The 18,137-nt window shown below is 58.1% G+C and carries 11 protein-coding genes and 2 pseudogenes; 4 read left to right on the top strand and 9 right to left on the bottom strand.

The annotated features are described in order from the left end of the window. Positions 1-264 precede the first annotated feature (264 nt). From U1A24_RS11685 to U1A24_RS11645, 9 genes and pseudogenes are all read right to left on the bottom strand, one after another. Complete coding sequence (locus U1A24_RS11685) at positions 265-735, bottom strand: hypothetical protein (protein ID WP_322322147.1); 471 nt, start codon at positions 733-735, stop codon at positions 265-267. Positions 736-834: 99 nt separating this feature from the next. Then, positions 835-3,027 carry a ParB/RepB/Spo0J family partition protein gene (locus U1A24_RS11680; protein ID WP_322322146.1) on the bottom strand — a complete coding sequence of 731 codons (2,193 nt, stop codon included), beginning with the start codon at positions 3,025-3,027 and terminating at the stop codon, positions 835-837. Positions 3,028-3,216: 189 nt separating this feature from the next. Then, positions 3,217-4,371 carry a plasmid replication protein RepC gene (gene repC / locus U1A24_RS11675; RefSeq protein WP_322322145.1) on the bottom strand — a complete coding sequence of 385 codons (1,155 nt, stop codon included), beginning with the start codon at positions 4,369-4,371 and terminating at the stop codon, positions 3,217-3,219. 283 nt (positions 4,372-4,654) lie between these two features. After that, the gene (repB, locus tag U1A24_RS11670; RefSeq protein ID WP_322322144.1) at positions 4,655-5,647 is read right to left on the bottom strand and encodes a plasmid partitioning protein RepB; all 993 of its coding nucleotides are present in this window, start codon (positions 5,645-5,647) and stop codon (positions 4,655-4,657) included. A gap of 1 nt (position 5,648) precedes the next feature. Then, positions 5,649-6,824 (bottom strand): plasmid partitioning protein RepA, encoded by a 1,176-nt coding sequence (gene repA, locus U1A24_RS11665; protein WP_322322143.1) that lies wholly within the window; start codon positions 6,822-6,824, stop codon positions 5,649-5,651. Positions 6,825-7,224: 400 nt separating this feature from the next. Beyond that, complete coding sequence (locus U1A24_RS11660) at positions 7,225-8,391, bottom strand: ATP-binding protein (RefSeq protein ID WP_322322149.1); 1,167 nt, start codon at positions 8,389-8,391, stop codon at positions 7,225-7,227. 50 nt (positions 8,392-8,441) lie between these two features. Then, positions 8,442-8,671, bottom strand: a pseudogene (locus U1A24_RS11655) (recombinase family protein); the annotation flags it as partial. A 57-nt stretch (positions 8,672-8,728) separates the two neighbouring features. Continuing rightward, complete coding sequence (locus U1A24_RS11650; protein WP_322322142.1) at positions 8,729-10,207, bottom strand: aromatic amino acid lyase; 1,479 nt, start codon at positions 10,205-10,207, stop codon at positions 8,729-8,731. A gap of 424 nt (positions 10,208-10,631) precedes the next feature. After that, positions 10,632-11,795 carry a tyrosine-type recombinase/integrase gene (locus tag U1A24_RS11645; protein ID WP_416173489.1) on the bottom strand — a complete coding sequence of 388 codons (1,164 nt, stop codon included), beginning with the start codon at positions 11,793-11,795 and terminating at the stop codon, positions 10,632-10,634. A 114-nt stretch (positions 11,796-11,909) separates the two neighbouring features. Here U1A24_RS11645 and U1A24_RS11640 point away from each other — a divergent pair, with 114 nt between their 5' ends. From U1A24_RS11640 to U1A24_RS11625, 4 genes and pseudogenes are all read left to right on the top strand, one after another. Continuing rightward, a complete protein-coding gene (locus tag U1A24_RS11640; RefSeq protein ID WP_322322141.1) occupies positions 11,910-12,800 on the top strand; it encodes a DUF1403 family protein in 891 nt (296 codons plus the stop codon). 2 nt (positions 12,801-12,802) lie between these two features. Next, entirely contained in the window at positions 12,803-13,399 is a 597-nt protein-coding gene (gene scpB, locus U1A24_RS11635; protein ID WP_322322140.1) for an SMC-Scp complex subunit ScpB, read from the top strand. 804 nt (positions 13,400-14,203) lie between these two features. Next, the gene (locus U1A24_RS11630; protein ID WP_322322139.1) at positions 14,204-14,638 is read left to right on the top strand and encodes a hypothetical protein; all 435 of its coding nucleotides are present in this window, start codon (positions 14,204-14,206) and stop codon (positions 14,636-14,638) included. Positions 14,639-15,887: 1,249 nt separating this feature from the next. Continuing rightward, positions 15,888-18,137: pseudogene (locus tag U1A24_RS11625) on the top strand (calcium-binding protein); the annotation flags it as partial.

The following is an 18,137-nucleotide window of genomic DNA, read 5'->3' as shown; positions in this document are numbered from 1 at the left end:
CGCCCCGTAGTCCGACCCCTCGCGGGTTGATCTCGAAGACCGGCTTTGGGCCAAGGAAGGGACTGGCAAGCGGGGGATCGTGCCTTGACGACAGGTGCCGAAGTGTCCCGCTGATGCTCACTCCGCCAGCCTTGCGGACATGCTTGTGGTTGACCGAGGAATTGCTGGGGTTGGAGCCTTTGGTGCCCCGCGCAGATGCGCGGGAGAGGTTGGTGCAGGATGAGAGGCCCGCGTGCGGCGGGCCCCTTTGGTTTCTTTTAGGGCTCAGGCAGCGATACCTGCCTCCCCAGCACTATCGCCTTCGCCGCCGACGATTTGCAGCCGGGCGTTGCGATAGCCCTCTTTGGCAATCCAAAGCTCCGCCGCTGTGACGGATGACGCCAGATGCAAAAGCTCGGTACTGCCCCCGAAATCCAAGAGCACCCGGACCTGCCCCACCTTTGGCTCCTCGACCACCTCAAAGCTGAGCTGGCTGTCGGCCGAATGGCTGCGCATGATGGTGACGAGAATGACCCCGTCCGAGGAGAAGTTGCCCTCATGCAGCGTGAAGGACGCCGGAGCCGTCCAAGTCGGATAAGGCCGCGGCAGTTCCTTCTTCACCAGACGGCCAACACCGTTGGACCTTTCCCACGCCGCCAGCTTTTTGGTGAAGCGTGCAGGCGGCTTTGGACTGCCGTCAGTGTAACGAATGAGCGCGCCCAAGGGCGCTTGATCGATTATTGTGATTGCGGACATGATTCCTCATCCTGAATGCGAGAACTCGCACTCATCATATTGATATTGTTGTGTTTTGTGGTGCATGAGGGCGGGTTTCCCCGCCCTCGGGGGCTCAGATCACTCAGCAGCCATCATCGCGGTGCTTTCCACGGGAAGATCGGCCATCAGGAAGGCGGGCAAGTCGATCTCAGCGTCAATGTCAGCAGCGCCCAAGGGTTCTTCATTCAAAACCCCCTGCCCTTTTGCTGCGGCATCCCCGTCCAGAGCGGCAAGATCACTGCGCCGCAGAACCTCCGGCAACCAACCGCAGCCCTTGAGTAAGCGCTCGGCTTCCGTCGCCATTTCGCCCTTCTTCAGATGGTCGAGCAGCTGTGCGGTGCCCTCCCCCTTCGCCTCACGCACGGCCTCAAGGATACGCGCCTTGGGCACCCGGTTCAGGTAGGTGTCCGCCGTCGGCTCCCAACCTGCCGCGACCATGTCGAGATCGACGGCTTGGGCCACGATCTCCGACTGCGCCATGCGGCGGGTCAGCCCGCTTGCCGAGATGCCCGCGCCGTAAGGGTTGACCTTCTCGTGGAGCGCGTTGAGCCCAAAGCTCAGGCAATGCGCCAGCAGCTCCAATCGGCTGGCCTGATCGAGGGCCGAGAGATAGTCCCAAAGCACGGCATCGTCGCCAAGCGGCAGATCGGCCTCCCAGACAGCATGACGATCCTCGACGGCCTTGGCCACCGGACTGTCCTTCAGATCTGGGGCCTGAGCGGACATATAGACGGGGCGCACAGATGCCTCCAAACAACTGCCCGATGCGCCGGAACCGCGGAAGGTGTCATTGACCAGCTTCATCAGCAGAAGGGTTAGGGCGGTGTCGGGCGAACGCCCAATCGCCTCCCGCAACGCGAGGGTGCGATGCGCGGTCAGCTGCATGACCAGACGCTCCGGCAAAGGCTTCAATGCGCCATCATCCTCATCGTCTGGCAGACCGGTACTGAACGGGTGACCCCCAGAAGTGATGACGGTGGCCGCAGATGTGCCAGAGGGAAGCTGATAGGCGGAGACACTGCCATCAGCCCCCTGCCCTTCCTTGTCCAGTTCATCGCCGAAGTTGGCCATGGTCTCTTCGCGAGGCTCGTCCTCCGGCCGGACATAGCCGCGATAGACAGCAAGGTTGCCGTCCTGATCCAGCGTCACGAATACGCCGGCGCGACCTACCTCGGCTGCATCAAAGAACAGCGGACGCTGCTCGAAGGCTTCCATCGCATCTTCGAGCGCGCCAAGCCGGGTGTCGATCTCCTCGGGGTATTCGTCCTGACCAGAGTATTCCCCTTCCAGCGCACGGTACTCGGTGAGCAGCTTGGCGTACTCCGCAGGTTCGTCAGCACTCAGCGGTGAGGGATCGCCAACCAGACGCCGCAGACCGTGGCTGTAGCCGTAGGGTAGGTCAGTGGCCACCTCGATCCACTTCCAACCCTCAGCGGCGATTGCTTGCGCATCGGCTTGCAGCTTGTCCGCGACCAATCGGTCGAGCAGGGCAGGGTCCTCCAACCAGCCGCCATCATCGCGTTGGAAGAGATCACACAGGACAACGCCACCCGCCGCCTCATAGGCATCAACGCCGACAAACACTGCGCGCCGATCGGAGGCCCGCACAGAGGTCTCAGTCAACATGCGACGGATCGAATAGGGCTCTTTGTTCCAGGAATTCTTCACTGCATCCCAGACCTGCACCTGGCGCACGTGATCGGGGTTCACCGTGAAGGCCATCAGCTGTTCCAGCGTCATGCCATCCTCGGCGTAGACATCCAGAAGGGCAGGGGCCACGGATGCGAGTTTCAAGCGCTGCTTCACGATCTGCGGCGTCACGAAGAAGGCCGCCGCGATCGCCTCATCGCCCTGACCTTTCTCCCGCAAGACAGCAAAGGCACGGAATTGATCGAGCGGGTGCAGGGCAACGCGCTGCATGTTCTCAGCCAAGGAGTCGTCCTCAGCCAGAATATCTGATGTCACATCACGCAACACGCAAGGCACAGCCGCGGTCTTGGCGAGGCGATTCTGCTTCACCAGCAGCGACAGCGCTTGGAAGCGCCGACCGCCAGCCGGGATCTCAAACTTGCCGGTCTCGACGCCATCGGCATCCAACACAGGCCGCACGCTCAGGCCTTGCAACAAGCCACGACGGGCGATGTCCTCGGCCAATTCTTCAACCGACACCCCGGCCTTGATACGCCGGACGTTGGACTGGCTCAGCACCAGCTTGTCAAAGGGGATGTCCCGTGAGGACGACAGGGTGATCTTCTGGGCAGCTTGGGCCATCAGTTTTTCTCCACGACGGGCGCCGGGAGCCACTCTCCCGATCTCACTTCCCGCCACCCTCAAACCAACCATTCTCAAACTCTCTGAGGCGCGAAGCCGCCTCTTCATGTTTACCCCGGTATACATGGGCGCCTTGACCCCAGCAGAGCACTCCCAACAGTAATGTTTACCCGGGTAAACATTCTTTTTCTAAACTAGGGCTGCCGTTGGACTAATGGGCCGAACAAGGGATCGAAACATCCGCACAAGATCTAGGCCTTGCGTTAGACGACGCTGCACAAGAGCGGTGAGATAGGCTTCTGGGTTGCGAATTCTGCCAAACGCTTCGACAAGACCAAGAATAGCCAAGGCGCAGCCATGCCTACCCAAGTGTTTCTCGGTTTCATGGACCACAGCACGCTGAAGGCCTATTGCAGGGGCAAGGCTTGCTGAAAGATCAATCAGATCTTCCCAGCATTGTGGTTGTTTCGGGGCCATCGCTTTTGCAGTCGTGGCAAGTTCTATGCATTCATCGATGGTGATGTCGGCCTCATCCATGGTTGGGGTTTTTTTATGATGGGCCGGTTTGCGCATGGTTTGGCTCTCGGCCTTTTCAGATTCTAAGTTTTCTTTATACGAACTCTGAATATGCCGGTCATTTTGACCGTCGCTGACGGACTGATGTGTTGTCGGCAGCGACGAGATGTCAGTCAATTGAGGTCTATCAATGGGTGCCGCTTCTTCAAGTTGCGACAGGATTTGCCGTAGCTGTTCGCTATCAAGCACCCTGCGAAGTGCGCGTTGAGCTTCGTTTTGAACGTCGGTGGTTTGATGTGACGGTGTGTTGAACAAAACGTCGCGGATCATGGAGCGAAGCACTTTGATCCTTACGGCTTCGTGGCGGCAGTTCTCTGCGAGGGCTTCCAGATGGCTTTGGATATGGAACAATGGAGCGAGATCGATACCATAGGTCAGCAGCGCGTCCTGATGTTCGTTGCGCACTTGATATCGTTTGCCGTTGGGGCTCGTCCGGCGCGTCAGCATTCCGGAGGTTTGCAGGTGAGCAATCCGTCGACGCAGAGTGCGCTCGTCGATGCCATCGCAGCGATCAATCAGAACCCGATTGGATGCAAAGACCACCATTTGATCAGGCCGTGCCTGCGGGGGTAGGAGGGACAGGAGTCCTCGCAGGACGGCGATGTCGCGATCACGCAGCTTCAGACGCTGGCGGCATGTTTTTGCCAGATCAAGGATGTGCCAACGCCTGTCCTTCTCGGCTGGAGTGGTCCGCACCTGAGGTTTTTGAGACGAAAAATTGGGGCGCCGGGCATGCCGAAGCATGGGCGTGGATGTGATCTGTTCCATGATTTATTCACGCGGAACGTTCAGGGCTGTCCGAATGAGGACCGTTTTGCGCAGATTTCCGCAGGTGTTCTCGGTCTTTTGTCCAGAAAAAGGATAAAAGATATCAGATCACCGCGATGCGATGTTGCTTGCGATTCGGGCCTGCGCTAACTTGCTCTTGCTAGAGATGAGCATTCTCAGGGTTGGCGCCCTGTGTTTTGCGCGGGCCTTCCGGGTGGTTTCCATTCGGGAGGCCTATTCTTTTCCGACACTGCTCCTCTGTTGTTTTCGTTGCATCGCTTGCTCACTCCGACTTGACGGAGCGCGCGAGGAATTCTTCATGGAGCCGAGGGAATAACGCAGCGGCGTTCTCATGCAGCCATGCCGTGAACGGAATACCGTCGGATGTCGCTTGAAAGCTCAGTTTGTCCTTCTGCAGCGCAATAGTGCCAATGACAGAACCATCTTGCGCCTTGATCGATACGGCCTGGGTCTGCTGCTCCTTGCTGCTCGTGCTTTTCTTTCCGGTGGTCAGCGCCGACCTCGACCAAGCCTCAAACCTTTGATCAGAAGTCAGGCTCGCCGGGAACGGGGCAGGGTGCACGGAGGTTGCGTCTATCTTTTCGTCCTGAATGCGGGAGGCCAATTCGTACCAGCGCTTCCAGCCGATTGATGGCGCAGCGCCGATGCGCTCGATGACGTCACGTGGGAAGGCCTCCCGGACCTTTCGCATATGGGAGGTATGGCTTCGATTAACGTTCAGCGCTTCTTGCACAACCTTCGCATCGTAACCTGCTTCCTCAAGATCACCCGCAAAAAGCGCCTTCTCGATAAAGGAGGGGTCCTTCCGAAAGTTATTCTCCTGTCCTTGTGCAAGGACTGCTTCCTTATCAGACAAGGTTCGGATGAGGGCTTTGACAGGTGTTTTCAATCCACGAATAGCTGCAAGGCGCCTGCGCCCGTAGATGACCTGGTAGCGACCGCTGAGCGTTGGGTGGGGGCGTAGGAGAATGGGCACCACTTGGCCGTGCTTTGCGATGCTATCTCGCAGTTCCACGACATCGTCATCAAGACTGCCCAGTCGGTCTTTGAGACCGGTGTCCTCGATCATCTCCGGGTCAATTTCCTGAACTGAACGGCTGCTCAGACTGCGCAGATCATTGCGGATCGCGGCTATTGGGCCACCTGTTTGAAATACCTCGGGCATTTTCGGTGCGCTGCGGGGCTGAGTAGGCATTTCCGCGTCGTCGGGTCGCAGAGCCGGAGTAATGCCTTGGAACATGTTCTTACGGGCCATATCAGAGCCTTCCCCAAGCTTTATGGATCTCTTGTTCGAGCTCGCGCGCGACTGCGTTCACTGATTCCATCGCGCGGTCGTAGGTGTTTCGGTTCATACTGCCGCGCCCGACCTCGAACAGGGTTTGATGGGTCAGGCCGGCGTCCGAAATGGCCGTTGATTTTAAGAACGTCTCTGTCATCACTCGTTTGCCGAAGTTTGCGCGAAGAAGGCCTGCGACCTGCGCCTGAGGGCCGTCGGATGGCTCGAACCGTGAGACGAGGTAACGTAGAAAGTCGTAGTCTAGGGTCATTCCGGCGTCTCGGATCGTGTCGAGCAGAGATGATGTCATGGTCAAGAACTGCGCCAACGAAGCTACATCGATGAAATTGGGCACGACTGGGATGATAATTGAAGTTGATGCGACCAAAGAAGACAAAGTCAGAAAGCCAAGTTGCGGCGGACAATCAATGAAAACAAGATCATAGTTTGCTTCCACTGACTGGATTGCCTCGCGCAGACGCAAGTAGAAGGGCGGCTCAGCGCCGCGGCGCAGCGCGTAGGGCGTTTCCGTTTCATATTCGGACAGGATCAGACCGCCTGCAGCGATATCGAGGCCGTGAAAGTAGGTCTTTCGGATGACCTCGCTCATCGGCAGCGGGTCGTCATAGCGGATCGCGTCGTAGATGGTCCCTTTGTGCGTGAAGTCGATCTCAGGACGCAGGCCTGTCATCGAGGACAACGACGCCTGCGGGTCCATATCGACCACTAGGACGCGGTAGCCATGAAGGGCGTACCATTGGCTGAGATATGCCGCCGTTGTGGTCTTTGCCGAGCCGCCCTTGAACGAGACGCAGGAGATAATTTGGAGCGGTTCTTGCCCGACCCGCCCACGCAGGTAAAGCGACGGATCCCTCGTGTTGCGTGCGAGCGCCAGTCTGATCTGCCCCAAGTCTTCGGCGGAATAGAACTTGCGGCCTCTCTCGTCCAAAGAAACTTCCGGAATCTTGTTTTCGGCATGCAGTTTGCGCAGGTGCCCGGGCGCGAGCCCCAAGAAGTCAGCGGCCTCGGTGGACGAAAAAGTTCTTAGGTACTTTCTCGCATCAGGCGCAAAATTGCGCTCCAGATGCAAACGAATGGACGCGTGCAGCGTAGACGCGTCGGTTTGAAGCTCGGCAAATACTCGCTCTGCTGACATACTGCCCTCATGTTTTGTGCTGTCGCAACCGAGGTACACGCAGCGCGCTCTTTTCGAGCTTTTCTTTTGTAGCGCAGAAACCTGAAATTCTCACCTTTTCGCGCTACGGGTAGAAATGCGCCAACTTTTTCATTCGCGCAAGAAAATTCTACTGATAGACGCAGGCCAATTGTACGGCTGGCAGCGTAGTCGGAAGAATTGTAGTCTTAACCTACTGAAATAAAGTAATTAAACTTGAGGCGTCGAATATTCGGGCCATCAACATCTTGTAGCCAGATCTTCGGCTTCATGGGTTAGGTGAGGGGATTGGCGAAAGTCTGATCCCGGCGTGCTTTCGATTCGAAGTGCGTCGACGGAAGGGTCAGCAACATTAATTGTGCCTCCGCTCCATGGGCTGGGCTCAAGTTTGGTGGCGCAGCTGCTCCACGGCTACATCAAGTGGCATGGCGCGCAATGCATCTCCGAGGGGAACCTCACGCTCTCCGGCATAGATCAAGATGCGCCGATCAGCGTTGATGTCTGCTATGGCAAGGTGAAAGCCGCGCGAGACTTTTGGGGCGGTCGTGCGCTTGATCTCGATTGCCCAAGTCTCGCCGCCGGAAAGGCGAAGGACAAGGTCAAGTTCAGCCCCTGCCGATGTCCTGTAAAAGAAGGTTTCCGTGCCAGCGGGCGCTGCGGCGATCAAGTTTTCAAGGCAGAATCCCTCCCAACTGCCTCCGACCACCGGATGACCCAGCAAACTTTCCAATGAACCGAGGCCAAGCAATGCGTGCAGCAGGCCGCTGTCGCGGACATAGACCTTGGGTGATTTGACTAGGCGTTTGCCGACATTTTCATGCCATGGCATCAGCCGCCTCACCAGCATAAGATCGACAAGCAGATCGAGGTAGCGACCAATTGTCTGGCCAGACACGCCCAACCCTTCGGCCAAAGCAGCTGCATTCAGCAAACCGCCTTGTGCATGGGCCAGCATCGTCCAGAAACGACGCAAGGTGGTGGCGGGAATACGCGGGCCGAGGGCAGGGATGTCACGTTCGAGGTAGGTGCGCAGGAAATCTTCGCGCCATGCCAGACTGACTTGATCGTTGGCCGCCTGAAAGCTGTCGGGAAAACCGCCGCGCAGCCAAAGCTCGTTCAGTCGGTTGTTGCCCACTTCTTCCAGAAGCAGCGGCGGCATTTCGATGTAACGGACACGACCGGCAAGAGACTCTGCTGATTGGTGCAGAAGCACGTTTGACGCAGATCCCAGCAACAGGAACTGTCCTGTGCGCAAGCCCTTGCGTCGTCGCATGTCAATCTGTCCGCGCAGGCTTGAAAACAGGTCCGGCATCTGCTGAACCTCGTCGAGGACCACCAGCGTTCCGGCCTGCTCGTCCAGATAAAGGTCTGGCTCGGCTAGAATCTGTCTGTCTGCCACCCGCTCGAGGTCAAGGTAGACTGACGGGCGGTGCGCTGCAATTTCGAGTGCAAGCGTGGTCTTGCCAACTTGCCGAGGGCCCAAAAGGACCACCGCTGCTTGCTCATCAAGGGCGGAGAGAACGATCTGATTGGTCTTGCGTGCGTACATACCTTGCAAATACTCCACCGTATGGATGATTTGCAAGGTTAAATTGCTTGTCAGAGCAAACCGGGCCTTTCGGCCCGCTCCAACAACATCTTGATCGACGAGTGCTGCCAACTTGTGCGACCTCGCGTTGTCTGTTCGCGCATGGACTGTAATCGCTCGCAAATTGTGTGGAAGGTGATGTTCGGATTCGCGCTATTGATGCGGCTACGGTTGCTGGCAAGCGGGCGTACTTTTCTCGCCGTCCTGCCCGGCCCAAAATGGTGTTTGGTAGGAAGCCGTCGCCAGTTTGCCCGCCGTGGCGCGCCGACCCATGCGGTGCGGGCGCCTTGCCCCGACTTCAGGCGGCCAAGTTTCGCAGCATTGCCACGATTGGCTCAATGGAAAACACCTCCAGCCCTTCACGGCCGATCGGCAATTCCGGCGTGATCATCGCCACACAGGACCGCAGGCCTTCGCCCAAACTGTCGGTTTGCAACCCTCTTTTCTGAATCGCCCAGATTGAGACGATGATCTCGATGGAGAACACCAGACGTAAAGCCTCAAGGATGCGCTCGAAATCGGCGACCGAATGCAAGGCGTGGCCCGCGGTGTCTTCCACGCCATCGGCAATCTGACCGACTGACAACAACAAGGACGGCGCCGCCCAGATCTTGATCGAAGTGATCAGCGAGGCGGCCAGATGACCAAGGTTGAGGAATTGCACCCCGCCGAGCGGGCTGTTTTCATCCGAAAATCCGGTTGGCAGGCCGGAAAACTCGGTCCATTGCTGTTTGTGCAGCCGCTCACCGGCAATATCGGCCGCTTTGGCAAAGGCCTGACGCAGTCCGTCGATGGCCAGCGTCATCCGCGTCGAATCCATATTGCCATGCGATCGCACCGAGCGGTCGTCGCTGTCTACAATCGGATTGTCGGTGACGGAGTTCAGTTCCTCGTCCCAGACCGCGATGGCGCGCACCAGCAGTTCTTGCAGTGCGCCATGGATTTGTGTGCCACACCGAAAACTCAGGGGATCCTGGATGCGGCGGGCGGCACCCTCCTGCCAAAGTTGGCTGTTCTTCAACAGATCCCGGATCTCGGCACTGACCACCGCCTGACCGCTGCGCTGGTGCGCCTGATTGACCTTTTCGCTGATCGCATTGAGGTTGCCGCGAAAGGCTTCCAACGACAGGGCCAAAGACAGGTTTCCCAGCCGCAAGATGGCTTGCGCCTCGATCAGCGCCTCGGCTCCGGTGGCCAGCGTCACCGCATTGGTATTGATCAGCGACAGCGTTTCCTTCGGTCCCGGAATTCCACGCGCCAGTGCCTCGGGCTGACTTTGCAACCAGTCGGCAATCTGGGCCATCGGGATCAGGTCGGCAGCACCGACGGTGCCATAGGAGGAGACCTGCGGCATCTCACCCGAATTGATTTGCGCAATGATCAATTGCACCAAGGGGGCCGAGACCCCGGACAACCCGAGCGAAAACTCATTTGCCAGAATGATCAGCGCCGCCCGCACCCGGCGCTCCGGCAAGACGGCACCGCCCATGTGGGTGGAATGGGCGCGGGCCAGACGACGGTTGTAATCGCGCATACCTTCGGGCGGCACCGCGAATTCCTTTTGCGAGCCAACCCCGGTCGTGATGCCATAGCCTTTGACGCCGCTGCTGACGATTTCCTCGACAACGCCGCGGCCCCGGCGAATGCGCAGATCAGCGCCCTCGGCCAGAGCCACCTGGCGCTTGCGCGCGGCGGCTTCGATCAGTTGTGCGCAGGTCAGGGATGTGCCGTCCAGAATGATCGGCATCGGAGTTTCGGGGTCGAAAGTGTTGATCATCGGGCGCTTCTTCTTGTCGAAAGAGACCGCCTCATCGAGGCGGCGGAGAGCGCCATTCGCAACTGAGATGGCGCTGGAGATGATGCTGCAATGGCGCAGGTGGGAAAGCTGATCTGTTCCACCGCCGACAGAATCATAACCTGGTGGACTAAAATGCGATGATTGCGACGAAATGTGGTCGCTACGGTAACTGGCGCGACGCAGGGCAGGGCGATGATGCCCCCCAGATGACATTTGGAATATTAGGCAAGAGTCTGACCTATGTGTGTCGGTGTTCTCAGCGCTAAAAACATCGGCAGCACCATCAAGGAGATCGTCGGGACTGTGTAGCGATTAGTTTCAAGCTTCCATTGAAGCGGCAAGGTATAATCTGACCTTCTGAATTTTGCTGTCGCGCTTTGCTGTGGGCGTGCAGCATGCAGCGTCATAACCCCGCCGCCTTTGTCAGATTGACCCGGAATCTGTCCCGCCTGCGCTGATACCTGCGGGTCATTTCGGCGGAGGCGTGACCAAGTTGCTTCTGGACATAGCGCTCTTCCACCTCTGCAGAGGATGCCAGACCCGCGCGCAAGCTGTGGCCGGAGTAGAGCTTGATCCGCTCCGCCTCTGGCAGGTCCGGACGGATGCCCGCTTCCCGGACCGTCTGCTTGATCAGGCGCGCGACGTGCTTGTCGCTGAGCCGGTCCTGCGTTGCCTTCAATCCATTGCGCGAGACAGCGACGAAGAGGGGGCCGAAGTCGATTTTGGCGTAGTACAGCCATTGCGTCAGGGCATGCACCGGGCAGGTCTGGTCAGAGGAGCCGCGACCGATTTCAACCTCGCGCCAGCCCGTCTTGCCGCGCAGCGTGATCAAGGCTCCGTTGTCGAGGATTTCGACCCAGCCACCGCTGTCGGGCGTGTCGTCGCGACCGTGATCAAGGCTGACGATTTCTGATCGCCGCAATCCCCCCGCAAACCCGATCAGCAGGATCGCCCGATCGCGCAACCCGCGAAGGTCGTGGGGCAGGGTGGCCAGCATGTCGCGGATGTCTTCGGGCAGGATCGCTTCCTTCTGCACCGGCGGCCGCGCGTGCTTGCGGCGGATGCCGGCCAGCACGCTGGCAATGTGGCGGTCCTTGCGGTCAAGCTGTTGTCCGCGTTGTGCGTAGCCCCAGCCAAGGCCCGAGAGGCGGCGTTCGATGGACGCAACCGACAGGGGTCGGGCCGCCGACTGCGGTCGGAACACCGACGGTGGTCGGAAGGCCGACGGCGATTGAGCCTTGCCCTGCGGCGCCGCCAGATCGGCGATGTAAAGCCCGATCAGCTCGGGGGAGGCGGGCAGGGGGTCAGCGCCCCGCATCCTGCACCAACGGGCAAACTGCGCCCAGTCTTTGGCATAGGCCCTCAGGGTATTTTCCGAAACGGCCTGACGGGCGTAGTCCCGCGCGGTCTCCACCAGCCGGTCGAGGGTGCCGGAGCCCGCGACAGCAGAGGGCAGAGCAATCTGGCGATCGCCCAAGCGCATGCTCTCGTCGCCTTCGTGGGGATCGGGGCGAATTGAGCTGTCTGAAGCTGATGTCTCGGGTGTTTCTTGCATGATGCTGAGCATAGCGTCTTTGTGTCCGATAATGCAATCTTATTGGACATAGAAGCGATCGCAGTAGGGCGGCGCTAATTGCGTAATTTTCTGGCAAAAAGCGCCGTCATGATTTAGCCTTTGCACATGATGAAAATCCGCCCCGACACATCCGACGCCCCGATCCTGCTTGGCCCCTTGCCGGGCTGGATCACAACCGGGCCTGCAGAGAACTTAGAGGACGCGGCGTTTCGCTCCGGGGCGGCATTGGCCTATTTGCACATGATATCAGGGCAGGAAGCTGTGCCACAGGCGCTCTGGCGCGACCGGCTGGCGCTGGCCGCGGCCGAGGTTTGTGTGGGATTTTCGGGCCGGCGCGAGGGCGGCCGCGCTTTGCGCGATGCGCTGCATCTGACGCGTCCGGGCGATCATCCAGGGCCGGCTGGGGCGATCTTCGGGCAATGGTCCCGCGCGGTTGCGCGGCCGATCTCGGTGGCGGCACTTGGCAAGGCGATGCACGGGGTGTCCGCCGAACGGATAGCACTTTGCCTCGATGCCATGGGCAGCAACCCTGTTGACAGGGCAGCTGGGGTGATCGAGGCGGTACTGGCGGACCTTCCGCGCGCCGAGACGGTTGCGCTGATCCTGGCGGATGCTGTGTTGGCAAAATCCGTGGCCAGGGAACACATCCTGCCCCTGATCTCGCTTGGCTTGAAGCCGCGCGAGCTGCGGTTGCGGGGGGATGCCTTGCGGTTGGCTTGCCACCGAGCGGTCGTGGCGGGGGCAGCGCAAGCGGTGTCCCTGGCCGCCGATCTGATCCGGCGGGCAGCGCGACTGCAAGCGGTCGTGCCGAAGCTCAGGGCCAAGGGAGCAGATCGGGCGGTCGATCTGTTTCTCACGCGCGATGTGCTGGCACCGGGAGCATTGGTCGGGTTCATGTCGGATCGCGCCGCCCGGCGGCTCTGCGATCGGCTGGTGGACTTGGGCGCCGTCCGCGAGTTGACCGGGCGGGACTCGTTCCGTCTGTATGGGGTCTGACCGTGGCACGCGACAAGCGCGAGGCACAGGGTCTGGACCGCGAACTGGAAGATCTATCGCCGGAGCTGCGCTGGCGGGAATGGATGCAGCGGATCGAAGCGGTGCTGTTTGCGTCTGCCACGCCGGTTGCGCGCGACGATCTGGCGCGTGTGGTGGGGCAGGGGGCTGCGGTCGATCTGCTGATCGAGGATCTCGTGGTAGATTTGGAGGGGCGCCCCTATGAGATCGCTCAGTTGGGTTCTGGCTGGATGTTGCGCACCAAGGCAGCCTATGCCGCTGCGATCAGGGCCGCCGCAGACGTGAGCCGGCAGACGCTGGACCTGCACGACTTTGATCTCGCCGTGCTGGCCGCGATTGCCTATCACCAGCCGATCAGTCGCGACGGGTTAAAGGATATTTTTGGGCGGGAGATCAGCCGCGACCTGATCGGGCGGCTGGCCGAGCGCGACCTGATCGGCACCGGCCCCCGCGAACCCCGCCGCGGTGCGCCATATACGTTTGTCACTACCGACGTCTTCCTCGCGGCCTTTGGAATGGAATCCCTGCGCGATCTGCCGGACCAAGAGGGGTTGGACGATGCCGGGCTGTCGACAACATGACTGGTGGTCTGCATGGGCAAGCTTAAGGAGTTGGTTTTGTATTCGCCGCAGCATGTTGCGAGGCTGGAATAGGCTGGGGCATGCCCCAAGCGGATAACCCTCGGACCCAACCGGGCCGAATGGGTGGAGGCAGAAATACTCAGCTGGCTCCAAGATCGCTTGGGGAGGTTATCAGGCGCTGTTTACCCCACCGCCCACCGAGACCGAACAGCCTCGACCGCATCGTTGGGTGCGCACGAAGACACTGCCCTTGCAAGCGTTAGGCCAATGCCGTCTTGTTAGAGTGCGCAACAAATCCGACGCATGCATCGAAAAGAGACTAGACTAAAGGGACAGCTGCGCTAACCTATTTTCACTTGGGTTGGTCTTGGAGTTGGGGTTTGTTGCAAGAGCGGTGGGCGGGGTCGTATCCGTCGAGGGAGTTGGGGGCGAAACATCGGAGCAGTAGAACGTTGTCGACTGACGCATTGCCTTCGCTCCACACGAGTTCATCCATTGCATTGAGATTAGCGCATTGGGACTGCGGACCGATGTTGCTTATGCCATCTAGAAACAGAACCAATTTGGGGTATCGAATCTGTGTCTCGCGGTGGAAGCGACTGATCCGACACGGCGGTCGGCGGGAAACTGATTTAACCACGCAACGATGTCGCTATCATAGGATAAAAGGGTAAATAGATTGCATTTATTTCAATCAGAGAGCGCCAAACTTGATAGGCTGCCTCGGCAATTTTCTGACGTGTTATTTTAGTTTCAGGTTAGATTTATAGCGCATCATCGTCAATCCAATGAGAGGTTATACTTATGTTTTTTATTTCTGTATCGGAAGCGTTCCCAAGGATTGCGGTAGCCATTTTTTATTGCTTCCTAGGTTATTTTCTTTTCACGTGCTTTTGGGAAATCTCCAACGCCCAAGTGAGACTCGCGTCACTTGCTGTCAGCGTTGGTGTACCAGCGTGGCTTCCTTGGATTTTTCAAAGGTTCGAATGGGTAAACTTTGGCAAGTTGAATGAGAAGATTAAACGTCGAGCACCGAATAAATCAGGAGAAATCTACCTGTATTTTGTTAATACTTTACTAATAATTTTTGGAGTGGCATCTCTAGTTTTCGCATCATTTCTAGACTGGCCAATCGCTGTGTTTGGGAAGCATGCTGTTGTTGCAACCATCTTTGCATTCGCAGTGCTTGTTTTTGAATACTCTATGGCCGAAACGATGCATAGATATAAAGGAAACTGACATGTCAGAATATGATAACCCTGCTTTTTCGTCTTTTGAACCGGAAACACCAGGAGTAGATGCTTTATCCAACATGGCTACACTTGCCGAAGCGGCTCTTGGCCTAGCGATTTCGAATCACCCAGTTACTCGCCCGCTTGCCGCAGCCAAGAGGACTGTCGAGTCAATTGGCTTGACGGTAGCAGCGGTGACAACCGGTGGAATAATCGGTGTTGAATCGAGGAATGGCGGTGTTGGGGAAGCTGTGGGAAGTGGCGTTGGATCACTAGTTGGTGGTCTTCTTGGATCAACTGCGATTGGTTTGGTAGCGGCGAGCTCTGCTCCAGCGATTGGTTTGATGGCGGGGGGGCTCCTCGCAGCGATGGCTGGCTCAGCCGTGGTTGGGGCTGTTGGCTCAGCAATTGGTCGCATCGTTGACGGCTTTATTGAGCTGGAGGACCCAGACGGCGGCTATAACGGAAGGGGCTTGATAGGTATTGGCCATAACGGCTATGGTCAAACGCTACCAGCGGATGTGCTAGAAAGAGTTTTGGAGAGCTTTGGAACCGCGGGGCGTGGCCAAGGAGTTCCGGTTGGCAATGAGTTTAATACACTCGATGCCATTTCCGAGATAAATTACCAGCGTGGGATTCAAGTCACGACTCCCGCGCCGAATCCAGAGTTTTGGAGAGAGGTATGGTCCGGGGTTGAGCCCTCCACAGGATACTCGAATGCGCCGAGCCGCCCTGGGGCAATTCATCCAGATCCGCTTTCATCGGTAAGGCCAATTGGTTCGGCAGTGAATGAGACACGGCCGGGATTTTCGTTGCCGTCAGAGACAGGCTATGCTTCACGGGGGGTAAACGACGTTGAAGGACCTGAGTCAGGCAGACATGGCAGCGTGGGGTCACATAGTGGCACTGGCTACGGTTACGGTTCTCACGAGTATGGCGGCGGGGGGCGTGACAGCAGTCAGGCGGGAAGTGGCGGCGGCCGCCCTGATGCTGGCGCGGGTCCCGGTCGGTCGCCCTCAGGACCGGCGGGCGGCAGTACCAGTAGCAGTGCGAGCTCGGGGTCGGGGGGCGGTGGAGCTGATAGTGGACAGGCCGCCAACCGTGATCATACCGCCACTGAAGACCGCCGCCCAGTTATTCTCGACCTAAACGGCAATGGGATCGATATTGACGACTCACGGACTTCGACACGGTTCATTGAATCCGGCGACGACGGCCTGCAACATCGCACGGCTTGGGCTGCCGCTGGTGACGGTGTGCTGTTCATCGACGCTGATGACGACGGAAAGATTTCCGATAAGCGAGAATATGTTTTCACTGAGTGGAGCCCCGGCGCTGCGGACGACATGGAGGCCATACGGCGGGCCTTTGATACCAATGGTGACGGCAAACTGACCTCCGCGGACGAGCGCTTTGATGAATTCAAAGTGATGGTCACCAACGCCGACGGCTCTACGACCGTGAAAACACTGGCCAGTGATGCCGACGATATCACAATCACCGAAATCAACCTGACCCCAGATGCCACGAAGATCCTGCTGCCGGATGGCTCTGCGATCACCGGGCAAAGCACGTTCGTGATGAACGGGGTCACCCACATTGCAGGCAATGTGACGCTGGCGACCGATGCGCAAGGCTATCGGGTGGTGGAGGCTGTCTCCACCAGCGGCGGCGTGCGGACGGTGGTGCAAACGGGCTATGCGGCCAATGGCGACAAGGCCTTCGTGATCACTTCCATGACCGCAACAAACGGTTCCGAAGTCACAAATTTATACGATGTGAACGGCGATGGTGTCGTGGACCAACTGCAGACCATCACGACGGTGACGACATCGACGGGCAAAACTGAAACCGTGACAAATTATCGGGGTGCCACCGCAGAGACGGGCGTGCTGCTGAGCAAGACCGTTACGGAGCGCAGCTCAGATGGCAAGTCGGTCACAATCAAAACTGATCATACCGGGGGTGGCTGGTACGATCAGATCGAAACTTTCGTGACCTTTGCGAATGGTACACGCGAGCATATCACCAAAAATCTGGCACAGAACGGCACCGCCCTTCAAACCGTGACAGAAACGCTGAGCGCTTCGGGTCTGAGCCGGACATCCAGTATCGATATTGATGGTGATGGCGACAATGACACCATCACGGTTGAGAGCATTTCAAACACCACTGGCGTGCGCACAGAAACGATCCAGATCTATAACGACACCAGTATCGGCAATGACATGCTGCGCGAGACCCAAACCACCACTATCACCACAAATGCGCTGACACATGACATTACCAAGATCGTCGGGCGCAATCTCGATGGTGTGGGCGGAGATGACATTGTCCAGTCCGAAACCACACATCAATCCTCAAACGGCGATACCACGTCTGTGATGACGACGACGAGCCAGAATGACACGGTGCTTTCCAAGGTGGAAACGACGGTGTCGGGAAATGGTTTGGTTACAACGACGCATTTGAGCATCGACGCTGATGATGTGTACGAGCGAACCATCATCGATACGACAGTGATCGCAGCCGACGGTACCCGGACCAATACCGTCAAGCACATCGCGGCAGGCGATGGCAATGCGCCCCCTCCAATTTTCGAAATGATCAAGACCGTATTGGGAGCCGACAAGGTCACATCGAAGACTTGGGTCGATCTCAATCAAGACGGGGTGTTTTTAGCAAATGAGGTCGTGAAATCCGTCGTCGTCGATGCGGAAACCCAAGATAGGACCACCACGACTTCTGATCGCAATCCCGATGGCTCCCTCAAGTCGCAGATCATCGACAAGACGAGCGCGAATGGGCTTTCCACCGATCGGACAGTCGATTTGGATGGCGACGGCGATCTGGATAGGACGATCAAGGATGTCACAGTGGTCGCGGGCGACCAAAGTACGACGCAAACGATCACCCAGTTTGCCGGAACGAGTGCCACTATTGTCAGCAAGTCCATCATCTCGACAAGTTCTGACGGCCTAATGACGATCACGACCACCGATCTCGGCGGAACTGACGCGATTGAGAGCAAAGTCACCGATCTCTGGGTCGCAGAGGAAGACGGCTCCACGCTGCATATTGTGAGCAGCTACGCAGGAAACGGCGTAACTTTGCTTGGCAAAACCATCGTCGACACGAATGCAAACCGCCTTGGGCAGACGACTGAAATTGACAGCAATGGCGATGGTCATTTGGACCAGAGGATCACCTCGACAACCGCAACTGACGGCTCAAAAGTTGTTTTGCAACAGAGCTTTTTCGCCAATGGTAATCCTGAGACTCCCACCAATGGCAGCCTCGCATCTGCGCGGGAAATCTCTACGACTGCCAATGGTCTGGGTATCACCTCCCGAGAGGACGCAGACGGTGACGGCATTTGGGAAACCATTGTTTCTGATGTGACCAGCATTTCAAATTCTACGGCTGATGCCGGAACGGTCACGCAGACAATCAAGGTCACAAACACCGACAGCAGCACAAGATCGCAATCAATCAGCTCAGTGAAT

The organism is Cypionkella sp., from assembly GCF_034376685.1.
Taxonomy (GTDB): domain Bacteria; phylum Pseudomonadota; class Alphaproteobacteria; order Rhodobacterales; family Rhodobacteraceae; genus Cypionkella.
Note: the sequence above shows the minus strand (reverse complement) of the source record. Positions and strands in the feature narration are given on the sequence as shown.

What these genes read in the sequence shown, in the direction of transcription:
- U1A24_RS11685 (WP_322322147.1), bottom strand. Translation starts at nt 735, where the DNA reads ATGTCCGCAATCACAATAATCGATCAAGCGCCCTTGGGCGCGCTCATT.
- U1A24_RS11680 (WP_322322146.1), bottom strand. Translation starts at nt 3,027, where the DNA reads ATGGCCCAAGCTGCCCAGAAGATCACCCTGTCGTCCTCACGGGACATC.
- repC (WP_322322145.1), bottom strand. Translation starts at nt 4,371, where the DNA reads ATGGAACAGATCACATCCACGCCCATGCTTCGGCATGCCCGGCGCCCC.
- repB (WP_322322144.1), bottom strand. Translation starts at nt 5,647, where the DNA reads ATGGCCCGTAAGAACATGTTCCAAGGCATTACTCCGGCTCTGCGACCC.
- repA (WP_322322143.1), bottom strand. Translation starts at nt 6,824, where the DNA reads ATGTCAGCAGAGCGAGTATTTGCCGAGCTTCAAACCGACGCGTCTACG.
- U1A24_RS11660 (WP_322322149.1), bottom strand. Translation starts at nt 8,391, where the DNA reads ATGTACGCACGCAAGACCAATCAGATCGTTCTCTCCGCCCTTGATGAG.
- U1A24_RS11650 (WP_322322142.1), bottom strand. Translation starts at nt 10,207, where the DNA reads ATGATCAACACTTTCGACCCCGAAACTCCGATGCCGATCATTCTGGAC.
- U1A24_RS11645 (WP_416173489.1), bottom strand. Translation starts at nt 11,795, where the DNA reads ATGCTCAGCATCATGCAAGAAACACCCGAGACATCAGCTTCAGACAGC.
- U1A24_RS11640 (WP_322322141.1), top strand. Translation starts at nt 11,910, where the DNA reads ATGATGAAAATCCGCCCCGACACATCCGACGCCCCGATCCTGCTTGGC.
- U1A24_RS11630 (WP_322322139.1), top strand. Translation starts at nt 14,204, where the DNA reads ATGTTTTTTATTTCTGTATCGGAAGCGTTCCCAAGGATTGCGGTAGCC.